Annotated in this window: 21 protein-coding genes; 17 read left to right on the forward strand and 4 right to left on the reverse strand. The window is 34.3% G+C overall.

What is annotated here, in order from left to right; translation table 11 throughout:
• Positions 1–83 precede the first annotated feature (83 nt).
• The 6 genes from rsfS (at position 84) to R1T42_RS08570 (ending at position 4,923) form a co-directional block, all read left to right on the forward strand.
• Complete coding sequence (rsfS, locus tag R1T42_RS08545) at positions 84–455, forward strand: ribosome silencing factor (RefSeq protein ID WP_036580258.1); 372 nt, start codon at positions 84–86, stop codon at positions 453–455.
• 20 nt (positions 456–475) lie between these two features.
• A complete protein-coding gene (gene ftsH / locus R1T42_RS08550) occupies positions 476–2,497 on the forward strand; it encodes an ATP-dependent zinc metalloprotease FtsH (protein ID WP_317290027.1) in 2,022 nt (673 codons plus the stop codon).
• Positions 2,498–2,561: 64 nt separating this feature from the next.
• Positions 2,562–3,179 (forward strand): LUD domain-containing protein, encoded by a 618-nt coding sequence (locus R1T42_RS08555; RefSeq protein ID WP_317290028.1) that lies wholly within the window; start codon positions 2,562–2,564, stop codon positions 3,177–3,179.
• Between the two features lies 1 nt (position 3,180).
• A complete protein-coding gene (locus tag R1T42_RS08560) occupies positions 3,181–4,005 on the forward strand; it encodes a phosphatidate cytidylyltransferase (RefSeq protein WP_317290029.1) in 825 nt (274 codons plus the stop codon).
• Positions 3,995–4,645, forward strand: coding sequence for a phosphatidylserine decarboxylase family protein (locus R1T42_RS08565; protein WP_317290030.1), 651 nt, complete (start codon positions 3,995–3,997; stop codon positions 4,643–4,645). Before R1T42_RS08560 ends, R1T42_RS08565 begins: the two co-directional genes overlap by 11 nt.
• Entirely contained in the window at positions 4,645–4,923 is a 279-nt protein-coding gene (locus tag R1T42_RS08570) for an acyl-CoA-binding protein (protein WP_317290031.1), read from the forward strand. Before R1T42_RS08565 ends, R1T42_RS08570 begins: the two co-directional genes overlap by 1 nt.
• A 258-nt stretch (positions 4,924–5,181) precedes the next feature.
• On the opposite strand, the gene R1T42_RS08575 is transcribed toward R1T42_RS08570, so the two are convergent.
• Positions 5,182–7,815: a valine--tRNA ligase gene (locus R1T42_RS08575; protein ID WP_317290032.1), complete on the reverse strand. Its 2,634-nt coding sequence runs from the start codon at positions 7,813–7,815 to the stop codon at positions 5,182–5,184.
• A gap of 119 nt (positions 7,816–7,934) precedes the next feature.
• Here R1T42_RS08575 and R1T42_RS08580 point away from each other — a divergent pair, with 119 nt between their 5' ends.
• Positions 7,935–8,366 (forward strand): DUF1573 domain-containing protein, encoded by a 432-nt coding sequence (locus tag R1T42_RS08580; protein WP_317290033.1) that lies wholly within the window; start codon positions 7,935–7,937, stop codon positions 8,364–8,366.
• A gap of 19 nt (positions 8,367–8,385) precedes the next feature.
• On the opposite strand, the gene R1T42_RS14350 is transcribed toward R1T42_RS08580, so the two are convergent.
• Together R1T42_RS14350 and R1T42_RS08585 are read right to left on the reverse strand one after the other, a co-directional pair.
• Positions 8,386–8,604 carry a PDZ domain-containing protein gene (locus R1T42_RS14350; RefSeq protein ID WP_394805720.1) on the reverse strand — a complete coding sequence of 73 codons (219 nt, stop codon included), beginning with the start codon at positions 8,602–8,604 and terminating at the stop codon, positions 8,386–8,388.
• Positions 8,605–8,637: 33 nt separating this feature from the next.
• A complete protein-coding gene (locus tag R1T42_RS08585) occupies positions 8,638–9,714 on the reverse strand; it encodes an aspartyl protease family protein (RefSeq protein ID WP_317290034.1) in 1,077 nt (358 codons plus the stop codon).
• A gap of 80 nt (positions 9,715–9,794) precedes the next feature.
• Between R1T42_RS08585 and R1T42_RS08590 the strand changes: the two genes are divergently transcribed.
• The 8 genes from R1T42_RS08590 to R1T42_RS08625 all read left to right on the forward strand — a co-directional run bounded on the left by R1T42_RS08590 (position 9,795) and on the right by R1T42_RS08625 (position 18,300).
• Positions 9,795–10,985, forward strand: coding sequence for a pyridoxal phosphate-dependent aminotransferase (locus R1T42_RS08590; protein ID WP_317290035.1), 1,191 nt, complete (start codon positions 9,795–9,797; stop codon positions 10,983–10,985).
• Positions 10,985–12,013, forward strand: a complete 1,029-nt coding sequence (gene murB / locus R1T42_RS08595; protein WP_317291860.1) for a UDP-N-acetylmuramate dehydrogenase — start codon at positions 10,985–10,987, stop codon at positions 12,011–12,013. Before R1T42_RS08590 ends, murB begins: the two co-directional genes overlap by 1 nt.
• Positions 12,014–12,046: 33 nt before the next feature.
• A complete protein-coding gene (locus R1T42_RS08600; protein ID WP_036580230.1) occupies positions 12,047–12,250 on the forward strand; it encodes a hypothetical protein in 204 nt (67 codons plus the stop codon).
• A 7-nt stretch (positions 12,251–12,257) separates the two neighbouring features.
• Positions 12,258–13,364, forward strand: coding sequence for a glycosyltransferase (locus R1T42_RS08605; RefSeq protein WP_317290036.1), 1,107 nt, complete (start codon positions 12,258–12,260; stop codon positions 13,362–13,364).
• Between the two features lie 65 nt (positions 13,365–13,429).
• The gene (gene lipA, locus R1T42_RS08610; protein WP_036580226.1) at positions 13,430–14,305 is read left to right on the forward strand and encodes a lipoyl synthase; all 876 of its coding nucleotides are present in this window, start codon (positions 13,430–13,432) and stop codon (positions 14,303–14,305) included.
• A gap of 74 nt (positions 14,306–14,379) precedes the next feature.
• Entirely contained in the window at positions 14,380–14,817 is a 438-nt protein-coding gene (locus tag R1T42_RS08615; RefSeq protein WP_036580223.1) for a hypothetical protein, read from the forward strand.
• Positions 14,811–15,800 carry a type I glyceraldehyde-3-phosphate dehydrogenase gene (gene gap, locus R1T42_RS08620; protein WP_317290037.1) on the forward strand — a complete coding sequence of 330 codons (990 nt, stop codon included), beginning with the start codon at positions 14,811–14,813 and terminating at the stop codon, positions 15,798–15,800. Before R1T42_RS08615 ends, gap begins: the two co-directional genes overlap by 7 nt.
• Before the next feature lie 241 nt (positions 15,801–16,041).
• A complete protein-coding gene (locus tag R1T42_RS08625) occupies positions 16,042–18,300 on the forward strand; it encodes a hybrid sensor histidine kinase/response regulator (protein ID WP_317290038.1) in 2,259 nt (752 codons plus the stop codon).
• Here R1T42_RS08625 and lpxK read toward each other — a convergent pair.
• Entirely contained in the window at positions 18,281–19,264 is a 984-nt protein-coding gene (gene lpxK / locus R1T42_RS08630; protein WP_317290039.1) for a tetraacyldisaccharide 4'-kinase, read from the reverse strand. The genes R1T42_RS08625 and lpxK overlap by 20 nt on opposite strands.
• A gap of 47 nt (positions 19,265–19,311) precedes the next feature.
• Between lpxK and R1T42_RS08635 the strand changes: the two genes are divergently transcribed.
• Positions 19,312–20,403, forward strand: coding sequence for a Nif3-like dinuclear metal center hexameric protein (locus R1T42_RS08635; protein WP_317290040.1), 1,092 nt, complete (start codon positions 19,312–19,314; stop codon positions 20,401–20,403).
• Between the two features lie 4 nt (positions 20,404–20,407).
• Positions 20,408–21,187, forward strand: coding sequence for a zinc ribbon domain-containing protein (locus R1T42_RS08640; protein ID WP_036580212.1), 780 nt, complete (start codon positions 20,408–20,410; stop codon positions 21,185–21,187).
• Positions 21,188–21,198: the final 11 nt, after the last annotated feature.

Genomic DNA, 21,198 nt, shown 5'->3' on the forward strand with positions numbered 1-21,198 from the left:
TGACTATTTATCTATAGATTAAGTTTTATTTTGTAAAACTGCTGGTAAAAAAAGAATAAATTTGTCGTAACAAAAAATATTTGATGACTAAAGAAAAAGTTTCTACTGATGCGTTAATCGCTCAAATGATTGCTGGAATAGAAGATGTGAAAGGTAATGACATCACAATCATGGATTTAAGAGAGATTGAAAATACTGTTACAAGCTATTTTATAATCTGTAATGGTAACTCTAACACTCAAGTAAACGCAATCGTTAACTCCATACAAAGAAAAGTAAGTAAAGAATTGCAAGAAAACCCATGGCATGTTGAAGGTTCTTCACAGGCAGAATGGGTACTTATGGATTATGTTGATGTTGTTGTACATGTTTTTCAAAAACATGTAAGAGAATATTATGACCTAGAAGGTTTATGGGGAGATGCTAAAACTACAATGGTAGAAAGTACTTACTAATAACAAGATTATACAAGCTAATGTCTGAACAAAATAAATCAAATCAAAAACCTGGAAATAGCAAACCTATTTTACCAGGAGGCGGAAAACCTAAATTTAGTGTATGGTGGATTGCGGTACCTATAGTACTTGCATTTCTAGCTTACTCATTGATAAGCGACGCTGTCAACTCTCCAAAAGAAACTAACAAATCCGAATTCTTTTCTTATTTAGAAGACGGAGATGTAAAGGAAGTTATCGTATGGAATGGCAGGTATGCAGAAGTATTTCTTACCAAAGAAGCCCTAAGTAACGAGACAAAGCATAAAGATGCTTTGAAGCCTAGCGCAATGAATCAAGGTAAGGTACCTCAATATAAATTTGAATTTGGTGATTTAGAAATTTTTCAGCCACAGCTAGAAGAAGCCGTTCAGAATAGTAATCTAAAAACAAAAGTTTTATATAAAACTCAAGACAACACGTTCATGAATGCTATATGGAGCTTCTTACCTATTATTCTTTTAATAGGAGTATGGATCTTCATCATGCGACGTATGAGTGGTGGTGGCGCTGGTGGTGGCGGTGGCCAGATTTTTAATATTGGAAAATCTAAAGCTAAGCTCTTTGATCAGAAAACTGATGTAAAGACTACCTTTAAAGATGTGGCTGGTCTAGAAGGTGCGAAAGAAGAAATACAAGAAATTGTTGACTTTTTGAAAAACCCAGAAAAATACACCTCATTAGGTGGTAAAATACCAAAAGGAGCATTATTGATAGGTTCTCCAGGTACTGGTAAGACATTGCTAGCAAAAGCGGTTGCCGGTGAGGCAAAGGTTCCTTTCTTCTCATTAAGTGGATCTGATTTTGTAGAAATGTTTGTAGGTGTCGGTGCTAGTCGTGTTAGAGATTTATTTAAACAAGCAAAAGAAAAATCTCCTTCAATCATATTTATTGATGAGATAGACGCTATAGGACGAGCAAGAGGGAAATCTAATTTCTCTGGATCTAACGACGAACGTGAGAATACTCTTAACCAACTTCTTACTGAAATGGATGGTTTTGGTACTAACACCAACGTGATCGTATTAGCAGCAACTAACCGTGCAGACATTTTAGATAAGGCATTAATGCGCGCTGGTCGTTTTGACAGACAGATCTATGTTGACCTACCTGACGTGAATGAACGTGAAGAAATTTTTGAAGTTCACTTAAGACCTCTTAAAAAGGTTGATAATGAGTTAGACACTTCATTCCTTGCAAAACAAACGCCTGGTTTCTCTGGTGCTGACATTGCAAATGTTTGTAATGAAGCTGCTCTTATTGCTGCAAGAAAAGGTAAAAAAGCAGTTGATAAACAAGATTTTTTAGACGCAGTAGACCGTATCGTAGGTGGACTAGAAAAGAAGAATAAACTTATCACACCGTCAGAGAAAAAGACTATTGCTTATCACGAAGCTGGTCACGCAACGGTAAGTTGGATGACTGAGCATGCTGCTCCTTTAATAAAAGTTACAATTGTACCACGTGGTCAATCACTAGGTGCTGCTTGGTATTTACCAGAAGAAAGACAGATTGTACGTCCTGAACAAATGCTGGATGAAATGTGTGCGACAATGGGTGGACGTGCTGCAGAGAAGGTTATTTTTAATAATATATCTACGGGTGCTTTAAGTGATCTAGAAAAGGTCACTAAACAAGCTCGTGCTATGGTGACCATATATGGTCTAAATGAAAAGGTTGGTAATATTACCTATTACGATTCTAGTGGTCAACAAGAATACAGCATGTCTAAACCGTATAGTGAAGAAACAGCTGTCATAATTGATCAAGAGATCTCTAAAATCATTGAAGCTCAGTATCAAAGAGCCATTCAAATTCTTGAAGAAAATAAGGATAAGTTAACTCAATTAGCAGAAGTACTGCTTGAAAAGGAAGTTATTTTTAAAGATGATTTAGAAAACATTTTTGGAAAACGACCATTTATTAAGGAGGAAGCAGTTGCTTTAAAGTCATCGACAAGGACAATTGCGCCGACATCTAATTCAAAGGAGGAAGAAGAATAGTTTGTAACTACTGTAATTAGTAAGTATATTTACCTAGTCCCTAATATTAACGCGTCTAACATAGATGAGTATTTTTAAAAAACTCTTCAAAAAATCTTCTGATTCTGAGTCTTCTCAGAACAAGGATACTGGGCGCTCTAAATACATGCCAGAGGAAAAACTTCCATTGGATGAAAGGTTTATACATAACTTTACTACTCAAGGCGGTAGGTTTCTCTATTCTCTAGATGAGTCTGAAGTGCAAGCTAATTTTGAAGATGTTCTTGTAGAACACGATTTCTTTGAAACTAATGTACTTTGTACTGATTTGAATTTAAGAAATCGTTTTAATGGATTCAACCTATGTTTTTCTGATGTACATGAAGATTGTAGTTTTTTCTTGACCACTTGTGAGTATATTATTTCGGATAATGGGGCTATTTTATTTTCTTCTAATCAATTAAAAGAAAAGAAACCGGTTGATTTTCCAGAGACAATGATCGTGCTGGCTACAGCAAGTCAGATTGTTGAATCCATCGGTGAAGGATTGAGAGGTATAAAACATCGCAGCGGATCAAACATTCCCACTAATATCACAACACTTAAAAACTTTGAAGAACCTAAGGTTCAAGAGAAAAAAGATCTTATGAACTATGGTGTCCCTAACAAACGTGTCTACCTCATATTATTAGAAGATTTATAAGATGCGTGAATTATTAGTACGTTCCGTTTCAGGAATCATGTATGTTTCATTAGTAGTTTTAAGCGCCTTATACTCTAGGGATGTTTTTATTCTGCTATTTTGTGTTTTTGCATTTATTTGTTTGATCGAATTAATGCCAATGATACGGTTAAAACAGTTATTGATTTATCCAATGCTACCTATCAGCTATATTTTGCTAGTCTGGTATGATTGGCCTGCCATTTATCAACCCTATTACAACTATGCAATCTATAGCTTATTAGGCGCAACACTACTGGTAAACGTTTATCTAATTAGGGATTTAGTTTTATTGAATAGAATACCCTTATTTAATACAAAAAAACATATTATAGCGCTACTTTATTTAATAGGTAGTAGCTTATTTCTAGCTTTAATACCAGATGTTGTAGAAGAATACAAACCTGAATTACTGATAGGTATTTTCAGCATCATATGGGTTAATGATAGCTTTGCCTACATCACTGGAAAGAACTTTGGTAAACACAAATTATTAGAACGTATTTCTCCAAAAAAGACTATTGAAGGGTTTTTAGGCGGATTAGTAATGGCACTTCTCGCTGGAGTTGCTCTACACTATTATGTTGGTGTTTATGGTTTATGGCAATGGATTGTACTAGCTTTCATCGTAGCTTTCTTTGGGACTATAGGTGATTTAATTCAGTCTAAGATCAAAAGACAAGCTGCAGTTAAAGATAGCGGAAGTATAATGCCTGGCCATGGAGGTATCTTTGATAGGATGGACAGTATTATATTTGCAGCACCATTTGCTTACTTATTTTTCACAATACTCAACTATGTTTCATAAAGAAGGAACCATTTCTATATTAATAGGAATAGCCGTTGCTGGTATGCTTACTGCAATAGCAACACAAATCGATATGCCTAACTGGCTTTCCTACACGTTAATTGCCCTAGGATTAGTTTTTTTAATTATCATCTTACAGTTCTTTAGAAATCCAAAGAGAGCGACAATACTAGATGACAAGACTATAGTATCTCCTGTAGATGGAAAAGTTGTAGTCATAGAAAAGGTTCAAGAAAATGAATATTTTAAAGGTGAACGTTTAATGATATCTGTCTTCATGTCACCCATTAATGTCCATGTCACAAGGTATCCTATAGGCGGTAAAGTGAGTTATAGTAAATATCATCCAGGAAAATATCTAGTAGCCTGGCATCCTAAAGCCAGTGAAGAAAATGAACGTACAACCGTTGTTGTTGATCACAAGAACGGTAAACAAGTAATGCATCGTCAAATAGCAGGTGCTCTAGCAAAACGTATCGTTAATTATGCTGTTGAAAATAATGACGTTGCACAAGGAAGTGAAAGTGGCTTCATTAAATTTGGCTCAAGAGTAGACGTTTATCTACCGATAGATACTCCTGTAAATGTAGAATTGAATCAAAAAGTAAAAGGTGGTATTACCGTGTTAGCGCAATTTTAATGACTAAGGAAGAACTCAATAAAAAGTTTCAAGCTGCATTTGAAAAAGCTAGTCAAGAAGAACAATCATTAGTTCCTCTTGAACTTCAATTGCATTTGTATGCTTATTACAAAAGAGCTATTGATGAACCTTATGTTAATAATCGCAGTTTTGAAACTAATGATTTGCGCAGCGCATTTAAAATGAATGCTATTATACAAGTTCAACAAATCACCAAAGAAGATGCTAAAGAGAGATACATAAAAATCATTGAGGATTTATATCCTAAACCGTGGTAACCTTCTAGACATCCTTATTTTTCTTTTCAATTGGCTTCAAAAGATATCTCATAAGCCAAATAGTTCCTTTTACCAGACCGATAAGAATTAACACAGCAAATATTAAAATCACCAACGGATGCTCTATAAATGACTCCTTACCTGAAATTAATATTATCGGAAATTTGAGTTGTATCATATTTACTTAAAAGTCTTAAATATAAAAAACGACCTTTATTAATTAAAGGTCGTTTTCAAATATTATTAAAGTAGGATAACCTATCCTTTCAAAGCTTTCATACTAGCCTCTATTGTTTCAATTTTTGCAAGTGTATCAGCTTCTTTTTGTTTTTCCTTATCAACTATCTCAACGGCAGCATTATTAACAAACCTTTCGTTTCCTAGCTTCTTTTGAACACCAATTAAAAACCCTTGAGCTCTCTTAAGCTCTCCAGACAGTTTTTCAATTTCTGCAGCGACATCTATATTTCCTTCTAACGGTATGAAATACTCATTAGACTTCACACGATAACTAGCCGCACCACTTACTTGTTCTTCAACTAGATGTATTTGAGAAACGTTACCCATTTTCATAATAAGACTGTCATATTCACCTGACAACTCCTCATTATTAATGGCGTTCAAGGTAATCTCATTCTTAAAGCTTATTTGCTTTTCCTTACGTACAGTTCTTATTCCAGAAATCACATCTTGAACCAGTTCAAAATCATTTAATAATGATTGATTTATCGCATCAGCAACTGGCCAAGTGTTAATACACAAAGCATCTTTTACATCTCTAGCGGCAATCGATTGCCATAACTCTTCAGTAATAAAAGGAGTAAATGGATGCATTAACCTCAAATTATCTTCAAAAAGTGCAATTACCTCAAAAAGTGTTTTAGGATCTATAGGTTTTTGATATTCTGGTTTTATAATTTCAAGTAACCAACCACAAAAGTCATCATATATTAACTTATAGCTCGTCATGAGCACATCGCTTATTCTATATTTAGAATAGTGGTCCTCGACCTCATTTAAGACTTGAGCAAATCTCGATTTATACCAGTTTAAACCTTGTAGAGCATGTGCTGGTTGAGATAGTGTTTCATCAACTTCCCATCCATCAATTAACCGATAGGCATTCCACATTTTATTTACAAAGCTCTTACCTTGCTGGCATAGGTCTTCATCAAACATAATATCATTTCCTGCAGCAGCACTCAATAAAAGTCCTACTCTAACACCATCTGCTCCATAATTCTCTATTAACCCTAGAGCATCTGGAGAATTACCGAGAGATTTCGACATTTTACGACGTTGTTTATCACGTACTAATCCCGTTAGATATACTTTGTCAAATGGTTTCTCATCTCTTAATTCATATCCGGCAACTATCATACGTGCAACCCAAAAGAATAAAATATCTGGGCCTGTCACTAAATCTCTAGTAGGATAATAGTAATTGATCTCTTCATTTTCTGGCTCAAGCACACCATTAAACACACTTATAGGCCATAACCAACTAGAGAACCATGTATCGAGAACATCATTTTCCTGACGTAAATCTGATGCTTGCAGGTTGTCATTATTAGTTCGCTTTCGCGAAAGCGTAATCGCATCTTCAATACAGGTAGCAACTACAAAATCTTCCTTACCATCGCCATAGAAATAAGCTGGTATACGTTGTCCCCACATTAATTGACGTGAAATATTCCAATCGCGTACATTTTCCATCCAGTGAAAATAAGTACTCTTAAATTTTGCTGGTAATAATTCTACTATATCCTCACGCACTGCTTTAATTGCAGGCTGCGCAAGGTCTTCCATTTTTAAAAACCATTGATCACTCAATCGTGGCTCAATTACAGCTCCAGTACGTTCACTAGTTCCTACTTTATGAACATGGTTTTCTTTATTAATTAAGAAGCCTTTTTCCTCGAGCTCATTGGATATTTCTTTACGCACAAGAAATCGATCTTTACCTGCATAATGCAATCCATAGCTATTTAAAGTCGCGTCTGCATTGAATATATCAATTACTTCTAATTTATGCGTCTCTCCTATCTTCTTATCGTTTTCATCATGTGCAGGAGTAATCTTTAGTGCTCCTGTTCCAAACTCCATATCGACATATTCATCTGCGATCACAGGAATCTCACGATTTACAATAGGTACGATAACTGTTTTACCTACTAGATCTGTATATCGATCATCATCTGGATGTACGCAGATTGCTGTGTCTCCTAGGATAGTCTCGGGACGTGTGGTTGCAATTGAAATAAAATCATTGCTTCCTTTAATCTGATATTTTAAATGGTATAAGTGACCATTACGTTCTTCATAAATCACCTCTTCATCACTAAGAGTAGTCTCTGCCTCTGGATCCCAATTTACCATACGGAAACCACGATAAATCATACCTTTATTGTATAAGTCTACAAAGACCTTGATTACAGAAGCTGACATGTCGTCATCGAGCGTAAATTTAGTACGAGACCAATCACAACTGGCCCCTAATTTTTTAAGTTGCTCCAGAATAATACCACCGTACTCTTCTGTCCAGTCCCAAGCATGTGCAAGAAACTCTTCTCTACTCAAGTCATTTTTATCAATGCCTTGTTCTTTAAGTTTCTTAACAACTTTTGCCTCTGTAGCTATCGATGCATGGTCTGTACCAGGCACCCAACATGCATTATAACCTTTTAAACGTGCCCTTCTTATAAGGACATCTTGAATTGTATTATTAAGCATATGACCCATATGCAGTACACCTGTAACATTAGGTGGTGGAATGACAATCGTATAACTTTCACGCTCGTCTGGAACTGATTTAAAAAAATCATTCTCCATCCAGTACTGATACCACTTATCTTCTGTGGTTTTTGAATCATATTTTGCTGCTAAGGACATTTTTGGCTTAGTTTTTGAAATTTCATCGACAAAAGTACTATTTACTTAAATTATACACATCATTAACAGAGGCTTTAAGTAGTAATAATTACTTTTATTCACGATAAAGAAATACGAAAATGAAAAATATCTTCTTTTTATTAATAGCAATCGGTTTTGCGCAATTCATAAATGCACAAGATGAATCTACTCTTGACAAAACAACTACAGTAAAATTTGTTGAAACAACAATAGACTATGGTAAAATAGAAAAAGGCAGTAACGGTGTGCGCACTTTCACCTTTACTAATACTGGTGAACACCCTTTAAAAATCTATAATATCTATTCAGCATGTAATTGTGATATCGTAGCTCAACCAGAAGAACCTATAGCTCCTGGAGAAAAAGGTGAAATTAAAGTAAAATATGACACTGAAAAAGTAGGGCCAATCGTTAAAACTATTACAGCAAATACAAATACAAAAGAGAAACTTATCCCTTTAAACTTAGTTGGTGAAGTATTACCTGCAAGTACAGACAATAATGACGAAGAAGAGAAAATGAAGATGTAAAATCATTCTATTAGGGGAATTAATTAAAGTTTAAAGTTGATTCTCCTCTTTTTACTGTTAGTTTTAAATTGCTATATGGGTTCGTATAAAATTTCTTATTAATAGATTGTAAAGTCATATTTCTGCTTTTAGTTGAGTTGACTTTTAATATTAAATCTCCTTTTCTGATGCCTGCAATTTCAGCAAGTGAATTACTTCTAACTTCAGATACGATAACATTGGGGGAAAATTCATAAATTAACTTAGTTGTATTAGAAACTGATTGGTTTTCTTATCCATCATTTCGATAAAAGCTTTTTGCCCAAAAACCCTTCTCTCTGGTAACTACTAAATTCATGCCTTCAACTTTTAATTGAATACCTGCCATATTATAATAAAAGCCATCATTAAAATTAGAATTTGGACTTAAAGAAATTAGTTGGTTTTCAAAGTCAAAAATTACATCAAAGCGTCTCAGGATTTCACCGCCAATAGAACCATTGCTATTGTTAGTTACATTTTTATTTGCCCTCATCCCTAATGATTTTTTATAATCTGGAAATGAAACCGTTGGTCTTTCCATTTTAAATCCAGATATTGAGAGTTGATCTAACTTTGACCTGCGACCATAAATCTCGCCGGTTAATGTATATCCTAAATAATCATTGAAACCTGACCTAGGATAACTAAAGTTTAAAGAATCAATTTCATGTAGCCATAATGAGTCGCTACTTCCAGTATCAATAAGAACATCAGTTATTAGGACACTATTATTGTTAGCAATTTCACCATTGATATACGGCTTTCCCTTTATTAATTTGATTGGCTCAAATTTTGCTTTTCTAACATTCCTAGGTAATTTGAATTTTCGATTGAACACATATATGTTTTGTGAGACGTAATCAATCTTAATTATATATTTTTTAAAAAAATCTGTCCCCAAAATTCCATTAACGTTCATTCCTAATCGCTCAACAAAATAAGAGTTTGATTGCTTCATAACTACTATTTCGGCACTTGAATCAATCAATCCACGTCCTATAGTGATGATATTATTGTCACTGAAATAGGCCTCCACAAAATCAACATTATTTTTTTTACCTGAATATCTAACAATCTTTTCTTTTTTAATGTTCAAGGTATCAATTCCTTTAAAATCAAAAACAACTGTTCTTGTAGATCCGGTATCCACAATAAAATTAAGTAGTACACCATTTACTTGAACAGGCACAATAATTAAATTAGACGCCAGTTCAAAAGGTATAATTTCTTTTTTTACATCATTATTTAAAATAAATCCTAAGTTTTCTTGCGCTTTAATATTGTAGCCAAAGAATACTAGAAACAGAACAATCAAATAATTTTTCATAAAACATAAATATAAGGAAATCATAATCGTTTTTATATAGACCTTAGTCGTATTACATTTGCAAAACAAAATAGAAATACATGCCAGCAATATCCCACAAAGGTGCCAAAATGCCATCTTCACCGGTTAGAAAACTAGTTCCGTTTGCAGAAGCAGCAAAAAAAAGAGGAATACATATCTATCCTCTGAACATAGGTCAACCAGATATAAAAACACCTAATCAAGCTATACAAGCGGTAAAAGACACTGACATGGAAATTCTAGCATATAGTCATAGTGCTGGAAACGAGTCGTATCGTACAAAATTAGTTGCTCATTACAATAAAATAAAAATGGGATTAACTATAGATGACGTGATTGTATCTACAGGTGGTAGTGAAGCACTGTTGTTCACTATGGGTAGCATATGCGATTACGGAGATGAGGTAATCATACCAGAACCCTTTTATGCAAACTATAATGGTTTTGCAACAGCAAGTGGTGTTACAGTAAAACCTATATCTACTAAAATTGAAAATAATTTCGCATTACCTTCTATAAGTGATTTTGAAAAACTTATTACCGATAATACTAAAGCAATTCTAATTTGTAATCCTGGTAACCCAACTGGTTACTTATACACCCAAGATGAGATGAATCAACTAGCAGCGCTAGTAAAAAAACATGATTTATTCTTAGTGGCTGACGAAGTCTATCGAGAGTTTGCATATGATGGTCGTGAGCATCTGTCAGTAATGAATATACCAGGTTTAGAACAACATGCCATAATGATTGATTCTGTATCTAAAAGATATAGTATGTGTGGTGCTCGTATAGGATGTATGGTTTCTAAAAATAAAGAGGTCATGGCTACAGCTATGAAATTTGCTCAAGCTAGATTAAGTCCTCCAACATTTGCTCAAATTGCTGCCGAAGCCGCTCTAGATACTCCACAAGCTTACTTTAACGAGGTTATAGGAGAATATATTGAGCGTAGAGATATCCTTATAGCAGGCCTTAAAAACATACCAGGTGTAGAAGTTGCAAATCCAGGTGGTGCATTTTATTGTGTTGCTCAATTACCTGTTGATGATACAGATGCATTTGCCCAATGGATGCTAGAATCTTTTCAATTAGATAATGAAACTATAATGGTAGCTCCAGCAGCTGGTTTTTATAGCACTCCTGGTGTAGGTAAAAATCAAATCAGAATCGCTTACGTTCTTGAAAAAGAATCTTTAATAAAAGCAGTTCAAATCTTAGCAGAAGCTCTTAAAGCATATAACGCGTGATTGAAATAAGATCACACTTCTCTCTTAAGGAGTACAACACCTTTGGAATATATGCTTTTGCAAAAGCATATACATCTGTATCTACTATAAAGCAACTTAGAGAAGTGCTTGCTTATTATTACAATAAGGAAGTATTTCTTTTAGGTGGCGGTAGTAATATGTTACTACTTAATGATATTGAAAGACCTGTTGTTCATGTAAATCTTAAAGGAATAGATTTATTGAAACAAGATAATGAACATGTGTTTGTACAAGCAATGGCAGGAGAAAACTGGCATGACTTTGTCATTTTTTGCATTGAAAATAATTGGGCTGGAATTGAGAACATGGCTCTCATACCTGGTAATGTAGGCACCTCTCCTATTCAAAATATAGGTGCATATGGAGTGGAGTTAAAGGATACTTTTGTTTCATGCACCGTTATGAATATTAAAACAGGTGATGTAAAAACACTCCATTTAGAAGATTGTAAATTTGGTTACAGAGAATCCATCTTTAAGAATAAAGCTTTAGGCAAATATGTAATAACGTCCGTAACTTTTAAGCTTACAGATATCACAAAGACAAATGATTACCAGCTCAAAACTAGTTATGGTGCAATCCTAAACGAATTAGAGAACCTACAAATAGAGCCATCCATACAATCTGTTGCACAAGCTGTAATTAATATAAGGAGCAGCAAATTACCTGATCCAAAAGTGATAGGTAATAGCGGTAGTTTTTTCAAAAATCCTATTATTGAAAAAAGTTATTATGAAGACCTTATAAGAATGCATCCATCTATACCGCATTACCCAGTAAATGAAAAGCAAGTAAAAGTACCTGCTGGCTGGCTTATAGATCAATGTGGTTTTAAAGGTCAACGACGTGGTGATGCTGGTGTACATGATAAACAAGCGTTAGTTCTAGTAAACCATGGTAATGCTAGCGGACAAGAAATAATTGCACTTGCAAAAGAAATCCAATCGATGGTTCAAAACAGATATGGAATCACTATTGAAACTGAAGTGAATTTAATTCAGAATTAAGAATACATCACTTATTATTCTTAAATTTGCACTATGGAATTACTCTTTATTACTATAGGTATATTAGCTCTTGCAGTTGCGGGAATAGCTATCAAGATATGGGCAAAAAAAGACGGGAAATTTGCAGGAACTTGTGCTAGTCAAAGCCCTTTTCTTAATAAGGATGGTGAAGCTTGCGGTATGTGCGGTAAATTACCCGAAGAGCAAGATTGTAAAAACCCATCTTTAGAATCTTAATTAAAAGATGGAAATAGGCATAGCGTTTATAGTCCTGGCGGGATTTGTGCTTATTAATATAATATATTATTTCTTTTTGGCTCGAGTTGGTTTTTATAAATCATCTCTAAATAACACATCTCAAGATGCAGTATCTGTTATTGTATGTTCAAAAAATGAACAAGATAACCTCACAACACTAGTTCCCTTACTACTACAGCAAACTCATCCTAACTTTGAAATCATATTAATCAATGACGCTTCTATTGATGACACATTAGAGGTTATAGAGCATTTTCAAGATCTAGATGCCAGAGTTAAAAAGGTAGATGTTGTTAATAACGAAAGTTTTTGGGGAAATAAAAAATACGCACTTACTCTAGGCATCAAAAAGGCCATTAATGAAAATCTAATCTTTATAGATGCAGATTGCAAACCGGCAAGTAATAACTGGTTAAAAACTATGGCCAGCGGCTTTACTAATCATAAAAGTATTGTATTAGGTTACGGTGGTTATGAGAAAAAAAAGTATTCAATTCTTAATGCTCTAATTAGATATGAAACTGGCATAACTGCCATACAGTATATGAGTTATGCATTGCACGGGAATCCATATATGGGAGTAGGTCGCAATCTAGCTTACACCTCAAAGCAATTTTATAACGTCAGCGGTTTCATAGATCACATGAAGGTACTAGGTGGTGATGATGATCTTTTTGTAAATCAAGCAGCTACTAAGGATAATACCTCAGTAATTATCGAACCCGACGCATTTACAGTAAGCACTCCTAAAAACACATGGACTAAATGGTGGACTCAAAAACGCCGCCATATCAATACTGCTTCTCATTATAAAGGCAAACATAAATTCTTATTAGGACTTTATTTTTTCTCTCAGATTGGCTTCTTTATAGCTTCAATAGTAGGCTTTATATTTGGGATCAATTGGTTGTATATCCTAGGATTAGTGATTTTAAGATACACCATTATCTGGTTAGTTGTAGGGAAAGGTTTATCTCGCTTTCGCGAAAGCGATATTATACCATTTATACCCTTTTTAGAAATACTTCTAGTCTTTACGCAACTAGGACTTTTCTTCACCAACGCAGGAAAACCACCAAAACGCTGGAAATAGTCAGTTTGACAGATTTTTAACGACTACAATACTTCTCACAAAAGCTTTATACCTAAATTTGTAGTATGAATACAGTAAAAGAATCCATCGCGCCACCTGCAAAAGGGAAACCTAAATGGTTACGCGTTAAGCTTCCTGTAGGGAAGAAATATAAAGAATTACGTGGTCTGGTTGATAAATATGATTTACATACCATATGTACTTCGGGTAGTTGCCCTAACATGGGTGAATGCTGGACTGAAGGTACTGCCACTTTTATGATATTAGGTAACACGTGTACAAGATCATGTGGATTTTGTGGTGTTAAAACAGGTCGCCCAGATGATATTGATTGGGCAGAACCAGAGAAAGTTGCACGATCTATTAAATTAATGGGTATTAAACACGCTGTTGTAACCAGTGTAGATCGTGACGATTTAAAAGACATGGGTTCTATTATATGGAAAGAAACCGTGGCTGCTATACGCCGCATGAATCCAGAAACAACTCTAGAAACATTAATACCAGATTTTCAAGGTAATAAGCGCAACATAGATCGTATTGTAGAGGCTAATCCAGAGGTAGTTTCTCATAACATGGAAACGGTCCGTCGTTTAACTCGCGAGGTACGTATCCAAGCAAAATATGACACCAGTCTAGAAGTACTACGCTATTTAAAAGAGCAAGGTATTAATAGAACAAAATCTGGTATTATGCTGGGTCTAGGTGAACGTGAAGAAGAAGTGATTCAAGTAATGAAAGATTTGCGCGATAATAATGTAGATGTAGTGACTATAGGTCAGTATCTACAACCTTCTAAAAAACACCTGCCAGTAAAAGAGTTTATAACACCAGAGCAATTTAAGAAATATGAAACGATAGGCTTAGAGATGGGCTTCCGCCATGTGGAAAGCGGTGCTCTAGTGAGAAGTTCTTATAAAGCTCATAAACACATTTTATAATTTTTTGCCTTTAAGCATCAAAATACGTAACTTAATCTACTCCACTTACACTAATATATCAAAGTATATTGATAATGAGAATAGAAGAAGCACAACAAACTATAAACTCTTATCGAGTATTAACCACTGATCGCAAGTCTTTAAAATTACTTGATAAATGGAATGAACTTCTTATCGAAGTTAAGAATCTGGATCTAAATCAAAATGAATTAGATATTCTTAATAAAGAACTTGAAGTACAGTTGTGTCGTATAAGCGATTCTAATATCGAAAGAAAAGTAGTAAAAGAGAGTTTGAAATCTACACTTCTTTTTATGCAAAACATGCTAAGAATTAAAGACTCCTATCAATACACAACTATAGGATGTTTTGCAGGATTATTAATTCCATTAATATCTAACATAAGTATCATATTCGGTTTTTTGATAGGCATGGTAATAGGATTTATTTTAGATAATTATTTGAACAACACACAACGTAACATCAAGACCAATTTGCACGATACATGGTAAAGATTAAAGTAGCTATTAATGGATTTGGTCGCATCGGTCGTACATTTTTGAGAACCGTTCTAAATGACGATCATATAATAGAAGTTGTTGCTATAAACGATTTAGCTTCTAATCGTATCATGTCACACCTATTGAAATATGACTCTATTCATGGAACTTTATCACATGATGTAACTTATACAGAGGACTCAATAGTTATCAACGATAAATCGATATTATTTACACATCATAAAAATTTAGAAGACCTTAACTGGACAGGTGTTGATGTCGTGATAGAATCTACAGGTAAATTTAAAACGCTAGCGCAATTACAAAAGCATCGTGATGCTGGTGCAAAAAAAGTGATCTTAAGTGCGCCACCAGTAGATGATGATATAAAAACAGTCGTATTAGGTGTTAATGACCATGTAATAAATGAAGATGATGTCATATTATCTAATGCTAGTTGTACAACTAACAATGCAGCTCCTTTTATTAAAGTTTTAGACGAGTTATGTGGAGTTGAACAAGCATATATCACCACGGTACATAGTTACACTTCTGACCAAAGCCTGCATGACCAACCGCATAATGATTTAAGACGCGCAAGAGCAGCTGGACAATCCATAGTTCCTACTACTACTGGAGCAGCAAAAGCACTTACTAAAATATTCCCTCATCTTAGTGACGTGATAGGTGGCTGTGGTATACGAGTACCAGTTCCTAATGGCAGCCTTACAGACATGACTATTAATGTAAAAAGAGACACAAGTATCGATGAAGTTAATGCTGCCTTTCTCGCTTTCGCAGAAGCAAATCCTAACACCTTTTCTTACACTGACGTACCTTTAGTTTCCATTGATATTTCTGGCAACCCTTACTCGTGTATATTTGACTCTCAAATGACTTCTGTAATAGGAAAACTTATTAAAGTAATAGGCTGGTATGATAATGAGAGCGGTTATAGTAATCGATTAAAAGATTTGGTTATCAAAATAAGCTAACCAAATAAAACAGGTTTTTAAATAAATAATTGAGACCTAAAAATCCCGTTGTACCGTATTTTTATTACCTATGTTAACAGGTCACGCTTCAGATCATTAAAAACATCGACGAAATACACTCTTAAGTAGCTAAATTGACAGGTTTTAAGGCTTTTAACGAGCGTAATTCTATATTTGTGTGTTTACTAATAAGTACTTTATCTCTCCAATTAATAAAATACTACTATTATTCGCCCTTTTATTGGGTGGACTATGCCTCGCTCAAAGCGATGATGACGCCTCGTTATCTATTAACAGTCAACAGATTGCAGTAGAAGCGATGCTCGAAAAAGCACGTTTAGCTCTACAAAAGACAGACTATGAAAAAGCTCAGGATATTGTTTCTAGTGCCATAGAAATAGCAAAAGACTCTTCATTATTTGCTAGTACTCAATTAGTCCAGGCAGAGTATTTTTTAATTTGTAATCAATTAGATCTTGCAGAGCTTAAGTTATCAGACATTGAACAACTTATTCCTGAAAAATCCGACAGCCAAATAAGGTTATACTTGCTGAAATCTAATCTTTTAATTAAAAATAAAAAGATTATTGATGCCGATCAAACCCTTAATAGTGCTAAGATTTTAATACAAAATTCTTCAAATCAAGAGTTGAGAGCTCTACAATTATTTTTAAGAGCTCAGCTCAATCTTGAAACTAAAAATTTATATGAGACCGTAAATGGTTTCAGGAATGTAATACCGTTACTGCAAAAACAACAATTACACTTCTATGAATCACAAGCGACACTTGGATTAGCTAAAGCCTATTTTGAAAAACAAGAACTAGATGAGGCAAATGCTGCAACTAATGAAGCCCTTAGAATCAGTAAAAACTATGGCTTCATAACCACTGAACAAGAAACCTACAGCCTTAAATCCTCAATTGCTCGTGCACAAGGCGACTATCAAAAAGGTCTAGAGTATATGGATCGTTATATTGAACTTAAGGAATCTATAGACAAAAACGGTGATAGCGGCAATGCACTAGCTATAAGAAATAAAGAGAATGAAAATTTAAAAGTTGAACTTGCAAAAAAGCAAAAAGACCTAGATAGACACGATTATACAAATATTTTATTTTTTGTTTTACTGACATTGCTTTCTTTACTAACAATGTCGCTTTTTAAGAACAATAAGTTCAGGTTGCGAGCAAACAAAACATTGGTAGTTAAAAACAAATCATTGATTGAAGAGCGTGATAGAGCACAAGATGCTGCAAAAATTAAAGCAGACTTTCTATCAACCATCACCCATGAACTTAGAACACCTATGTACGCCGTTACAGGTTTAACTCACCTATTATTAGAGAACACACCTAGATCTGATCAGAAAGAACACTTAGAGACCTTACAATCGTCTGGTGAGTACTTGTTATCCTTAATTGACAACATACTTAACTTCAATAAACTTGAAGCTAATAAGGTAGAATTAGAATCTATCCCTTTTAGTCTTAAAAAACGTATTCAAGACCTTACCACGTCATTAGAAAGTCAATCTAGAGACCGCAATAATCAACTTCAATTAGAATTTGATGATGCAATACCTAGTCGCATTAATGGTGATCCAGTAAAAATCACTCAGATATTAATTAATCTTATAGGTAACGCCATAAAATTCACTCAAAACGGGAATATTTGGATTAGAGCAAATCGAGTAAAGCAAGTTGATGATCGTTGTCTTATCAGATTTGAAGTTGAAGATAACGGTAAAGGAATATCCGAGGAGAAGCAAGTTGCCATCTTTGAAAACTTTGCACAGGAAGAATCTAGCACAACAAGAGAATATGGTGGTACTGGGCTAGGATTAGCTATCGTAAAAAATCTAGTTGAATTAATGCAAAGCGACATCAAATTAGATAGTAAATTAGGACGCGGTAGTATCTTTTCATTTGATATATGGTTTGATTTACCAGACTCTAATAAATTTTATGATGACTATCAACCTGTAAAATCAATCTCAAAACCAAAGTATACATCTGATAAAGAAGTAGTTTTCCCGTCTGAGCCTTCTGAGATAGTCGCACCAGTTAAGACCACTTCCATAAATGAAGTTTTAAGTGAAAAGCCTCTCGCTCCTGGAGAACACTTAGAAAAAAGAATCCTAGTAGTAGAAGATAATAAAATTAACCAGATGATTACTCGTAAAATTCTTGAAGGCAAGAATTTTAACTGCGATGTCGCAAATCATGGTGCAGAGGCATTACAAAAGGTACAAGAGACAGAATATGACCTGATTTTAATGGATATACATATGCCTGTAATGGACGGTAAAAAAGCAACTACTGAAATACGTAAACTCAATAGAGAGATTCCTATTATAGCCTTAACTGCTGTCACTTTAAATGATTCAGAGAAAGAACTGTATCAAATAGGTTTTGATGACATAATCCCTAAGCCGTTTAAAATGGATGAGTTTTTTGAAAAAATTCAAAAAGCATTTACTAATTATCAAGTACTATAAATTGGGGCTCTTCTCCTAAAAACCTTATCTTCATAGGTAAATAATATACTTTTGGCACGTCCCATGGCGACAGTCTAGTATAATCTTTCTCGGTCGTAATAACGATATCTTGAGCAGCAATGATGTCAATTTCGCTTTCGCGAAAGCGGTGATGATCACCATATTCTAGATGCTCAACTTCAAATTGTTTCTTTAAGAAATTTATGAAAGGTGCTGGTTTTGCTATACCGGTAACCGCCGTAATCTTATCAAACTTTAACTCATCTAACAAAATAGATCTATTAGATTGAGATACCCTTTTTTCATATTCAATAGTAGAAAAATAAACCTTCTGATTCTTCAAAGGTTTTAGCTGTTGTATCATAGAATCCATTTCTGCTTGAGAAAGATTTTCTGGACACTTAGTAACAACAATCGTGTGAGCACGGTTAGCTCCTTTTCTAGATTCTCTTAAATTGCCTGCTGGCAATAAATAATCATTTGAATAAAGCCTGTCATAACTAGTGAGTAAAATATAATGACTAGCCTTCACATATCTATGTTGAAAAGCATCATCTAACAAAATAATATCTATAGAGTGATTTTTTAATAACTCTATAATACCATCTACTCTTTTCTCACAAACTGCACTTATGATGGCGTCATTATACTTTAATTTAATTTGCAATGGCTCATCACCTACTTGAGCGGCTGTATGATGATTTTCTATTTCAATGTAACCTTTAGTCTCACGTCCATAACCACGACTTAGAACTGCAATTTGATTTCCTTTATAATGTTCTATCAACCATTCTATCATAGGAGTCTTACCAGTTCCTCCAGTACTCAAATTGCCTACTGCTATCACTGGTATATCAAAAGTTTCTTGAGTAAGATAACCATTGTCAAATGCCCAGTTACGAGCTCGAGTGATACCATTATATAGTATTGAAAACGGAAATAATAAATTTCTTAACGATTGCATGTTTCAAAAGTAGGTTAATTTTATCTTTAGCTTTTTAAATCGTATTCATGAAAATCCAAGAAGTCCTTTCCTATATTGAACAATTAGCTCCAAGACATTATGCTGAAGATTTTGATAACACAGGTCTATTGACTGGCGATTCTAATACAGAAATAAAAGGTGTTTTAGTAACCTTAGATTGTCTAGAAAATGTTGTCGATGAAGCTATAACTAAAAATTGTAATTTAATAGTGGCCTTCCACCCTATTATTTTTAGTGGACTTAAAAACTTAAAACCAGATAATTATGTCAAAAGAGCGGTTGTTAAAGCCATAAAAAACGACATTGCTATCTATGCTACACATACGGCTCTGGATAATGCAAAATACAGTGTTAGCTACCGTATGGCAGAAGAATTAGGATTAAAAAACATTAAGACATTAATCCCGCAGAAAGGCATTATCAAAAAACTAGTTACCTATATACCAAAGAGTCATTTTGAAATGGTTAGAGAAGAACTTTTTAAAGTAGGCGCTGGTAAACTAGGCAACTATGAAGAGTCTAGTTTTAGCATAAATGGAACAGGCTCTTTCTTAGGTAATGAAAAAAGTAACCCAATGATTGGAGAAAAAGGAAAACGCTCTACAATTGAAGAAACTATGTTGTCTGTGACATTCTTACCACATTTAGAGTCTATCGTCCTTAAAACCCTATTTAAAAGTCATCCTTATGAAGAAGTTGCTTATGAAATATCGACTTTAAACAACCAATATGACCATATAGGAATGGGTGCAATAGGTGAATTTAAAGAAGAGATGAGTACTAATCACTTTTTAAACAAGACAAAAAACACTTTCAATTCAAGAGTTGTAAGGCACACCAATTCAAAAAATAAAAAAATAAAAAAAGTAGCATTACTAGGTGGTTCCGGAGCTTTTGGCATTAAAAACGCTATACAATCCGGCGCAGATGCTTACATAACGGCAGATTTAAAATATCACGACTTTTTTCAAGGTGAGTCCATTCTATTATGCGATGTGGGACATTATGAAAGTGAACAGTTTACAAAAAACATTTTACACGAATATCTTAGCAAAAAATTTAGTAATTTTGCAATCCTTTGTGCAGATGCGCAAACAAACCCTGTAAACTATTATTAAACAGATGGCAAAAAAGACGGAAGCTACTGTAGAAGATAAGCTTAGAGAGCTTTACAATCTACAATTAATCGACTCCAGAATAGATGAGATTCGCAATGTGCGCGGTGAATTACCTCTTGAGGTAAAAGATCTAGAAGATGAGGTGGAAGGATTAAACACACGTGTGGTTAAGCTTAGCGCTAAACTTGAAGAGCTTAACGAATCTATCAAGGATAAGAAAAATAGAATTGAAGAATCTAAATCTCTTATCAAAAAGTATACAGAACAACAAAAGAATGTACGTAACAATCGTGAATTCAACTCTCTTTCTAAAGAAATTGAATTTCAAGAACTAGAAATGGAACTTGCAGAAAAACACATTCGTGAATTTAAAGCTCAAATCGAGCAACAAAATGAAGTTGTGAATGCTAGTAAAGATCGTATGTCACAACGTGCAGAACATCTTAAGCATAAAAAAGCTGAGTTAGAAGAAATTCTAAAAGAGACTGAAAAAGAAGAGCAAGCTCTTATGAAAATGTCTCAAGATCACGCAACTACAGTTGAAGCTAGATTAATTAAGGCTTATACTCGTATAAGAACTAGTGTACGTAACGGTCTTGCTGTTGTACCTATCGAACGTGGTGCCTCTGGTGGTTCTTACTTCACAATTCCACCACAAGTGCAGGTTGAGATTGCAAGTCGTAAAAAAATCATTACAGATGAACATTCAGGACGTATTTTAGTAGATGCAGCTCTTGCTGAAGAGCAGGTTGAGGCAATGGAAAAAGTATTTGCTAAACTATAGTCACTTATCAT

Source organism: Nonlabens ulvanivorans, from assembly GCF_032922765.1.
Classification (GTDB): Bacteria; Bacteroidota; Bacteroidia; order Flavobacteriales; family Flavobacteriaceae; genus Nonlabens; species Nonlabens ulvanivorans.

Bases quoted from the DNA above. Each gene is read 5' to 3' on its own strand.
- rsfS (WP_036580258.1), top strand. From the start codon at position 84: ATGACTAAAGAAAAAGTTTCTACTGATGCGTTAATCGCTCAAATGATT.
- ftsH (WP_317290027.1), top strand. From the start codon at position 476: ATGTCTGAACAAAATAAATCAAATCAAAAACCTGGAAATAGCAAACCT.
- R1T42_RS08555 (WP_317290028.1), top strand. From the start codon at position 2,562: ATGAGTATTTTTAAAAAACTCTTCAAAAAATCTTCTGATTCTGAGTCT.
- R1T42_RS08560 (WP_317290029.1), top strand. From the start codon at position 3,181: ATGCGTGAATTATTAGTACGTTCCGTTTCAGGAATCATGTATGTTTCA.
- R1T42_RS08565 (WP_317290030.1), top strand. From the start codon at position 3,995: ATGTTTCATAAAGAAGGAACCATTTCTATATTAATAGGAATAGCCGTT.
- R1T42_RS08570 (WP_317290031.1), top strand. From the start codon at position 4,645: ATGACTAAGGAAGAACTCAATAAAAAGTTTCAAGCTGCATTTGAAAAA.
- R1T42_RS08575 (WP_317290032.1), bottom strand. From the start codon at position 7,815: ATGTCCTTAGCAGCAAAATATGATTCAAAAACCACAGAAGATAAGTGG.
- R1T42_RS08580 (WP_317290033.1), top strand. From the start codon at position 7,935: ATGAAAAATATCTTCTTTTTATTAATAGCAATCGGTTTTGCGCAATTC.
- R1T42_RS08585 (WP_317290034.1), bottom strand. From the start codon at position 9,714: ATGAAAAATTATTTGATTGTTCTGTTTCTAGTATTCTTTGGCTACAAT.
- R1T42_RS08590 (WP_317290035.1), top strand. From the start codon at position 9,795: ATGCCAGCAATATCCCACAAAGGTGCCAAAATGCCATCTTCACCGGTT.
- R1T42_RS08600 (WP_036580230.1), top strand. From the start codon at position 12,047: ATGGAATTACTCTTTATTACTATAGGTATATTAGCTCTTGCAGTTGCG.
- R1T42_RS08605 (WP_317290036.1), top strand. From the start codon at position 12,258: ATGGAAATAGGCATAGCGTTTATAGTCCTGGCGGGATTTGTGCTTATT.
- lipA (WP_036580226.1), top strand. From the start codon at position 13,430: ATGAATACAGTAAAAGAATCCATCGCGCCACCTGCAAAAGGGAAACCT.
- R1T42_RS08615 (WP_036580223.1), top strand. From the start codon at position 14,380: ATGAGAATAGAAGAAGCACAACAAACTATAAACTCTTATCGAGTATTA.
- gap (WP_317290037.1), top strand. From the start codon at position 14,811: ATGGTAAAGATTAAAGTAGCTATTAATGGATTTGGTCGCATCGGTCGT.
- lpxK (WP_317290039.1), bottom strand. From the start codon at position 19,264: ATGCAATCGTTAAGAAATTTATTATTTCCGTTTTCAATACTATATAAT.
- R1T42_RS08635 (WP_317290040.1), top strand. From the start codon at position 19,312: ATGAAAATCCAAGAAGTCCTTTCCTATATTGAACAATTAGCTCCAAGA.
- R1T42_RS08640 (WP_036580212.1), top strand. From the start codon at position 20,408: ATGGCAAAAAAGACGGAAGCTACTGTAGAAGATAAGCTTAGAGAGCTT.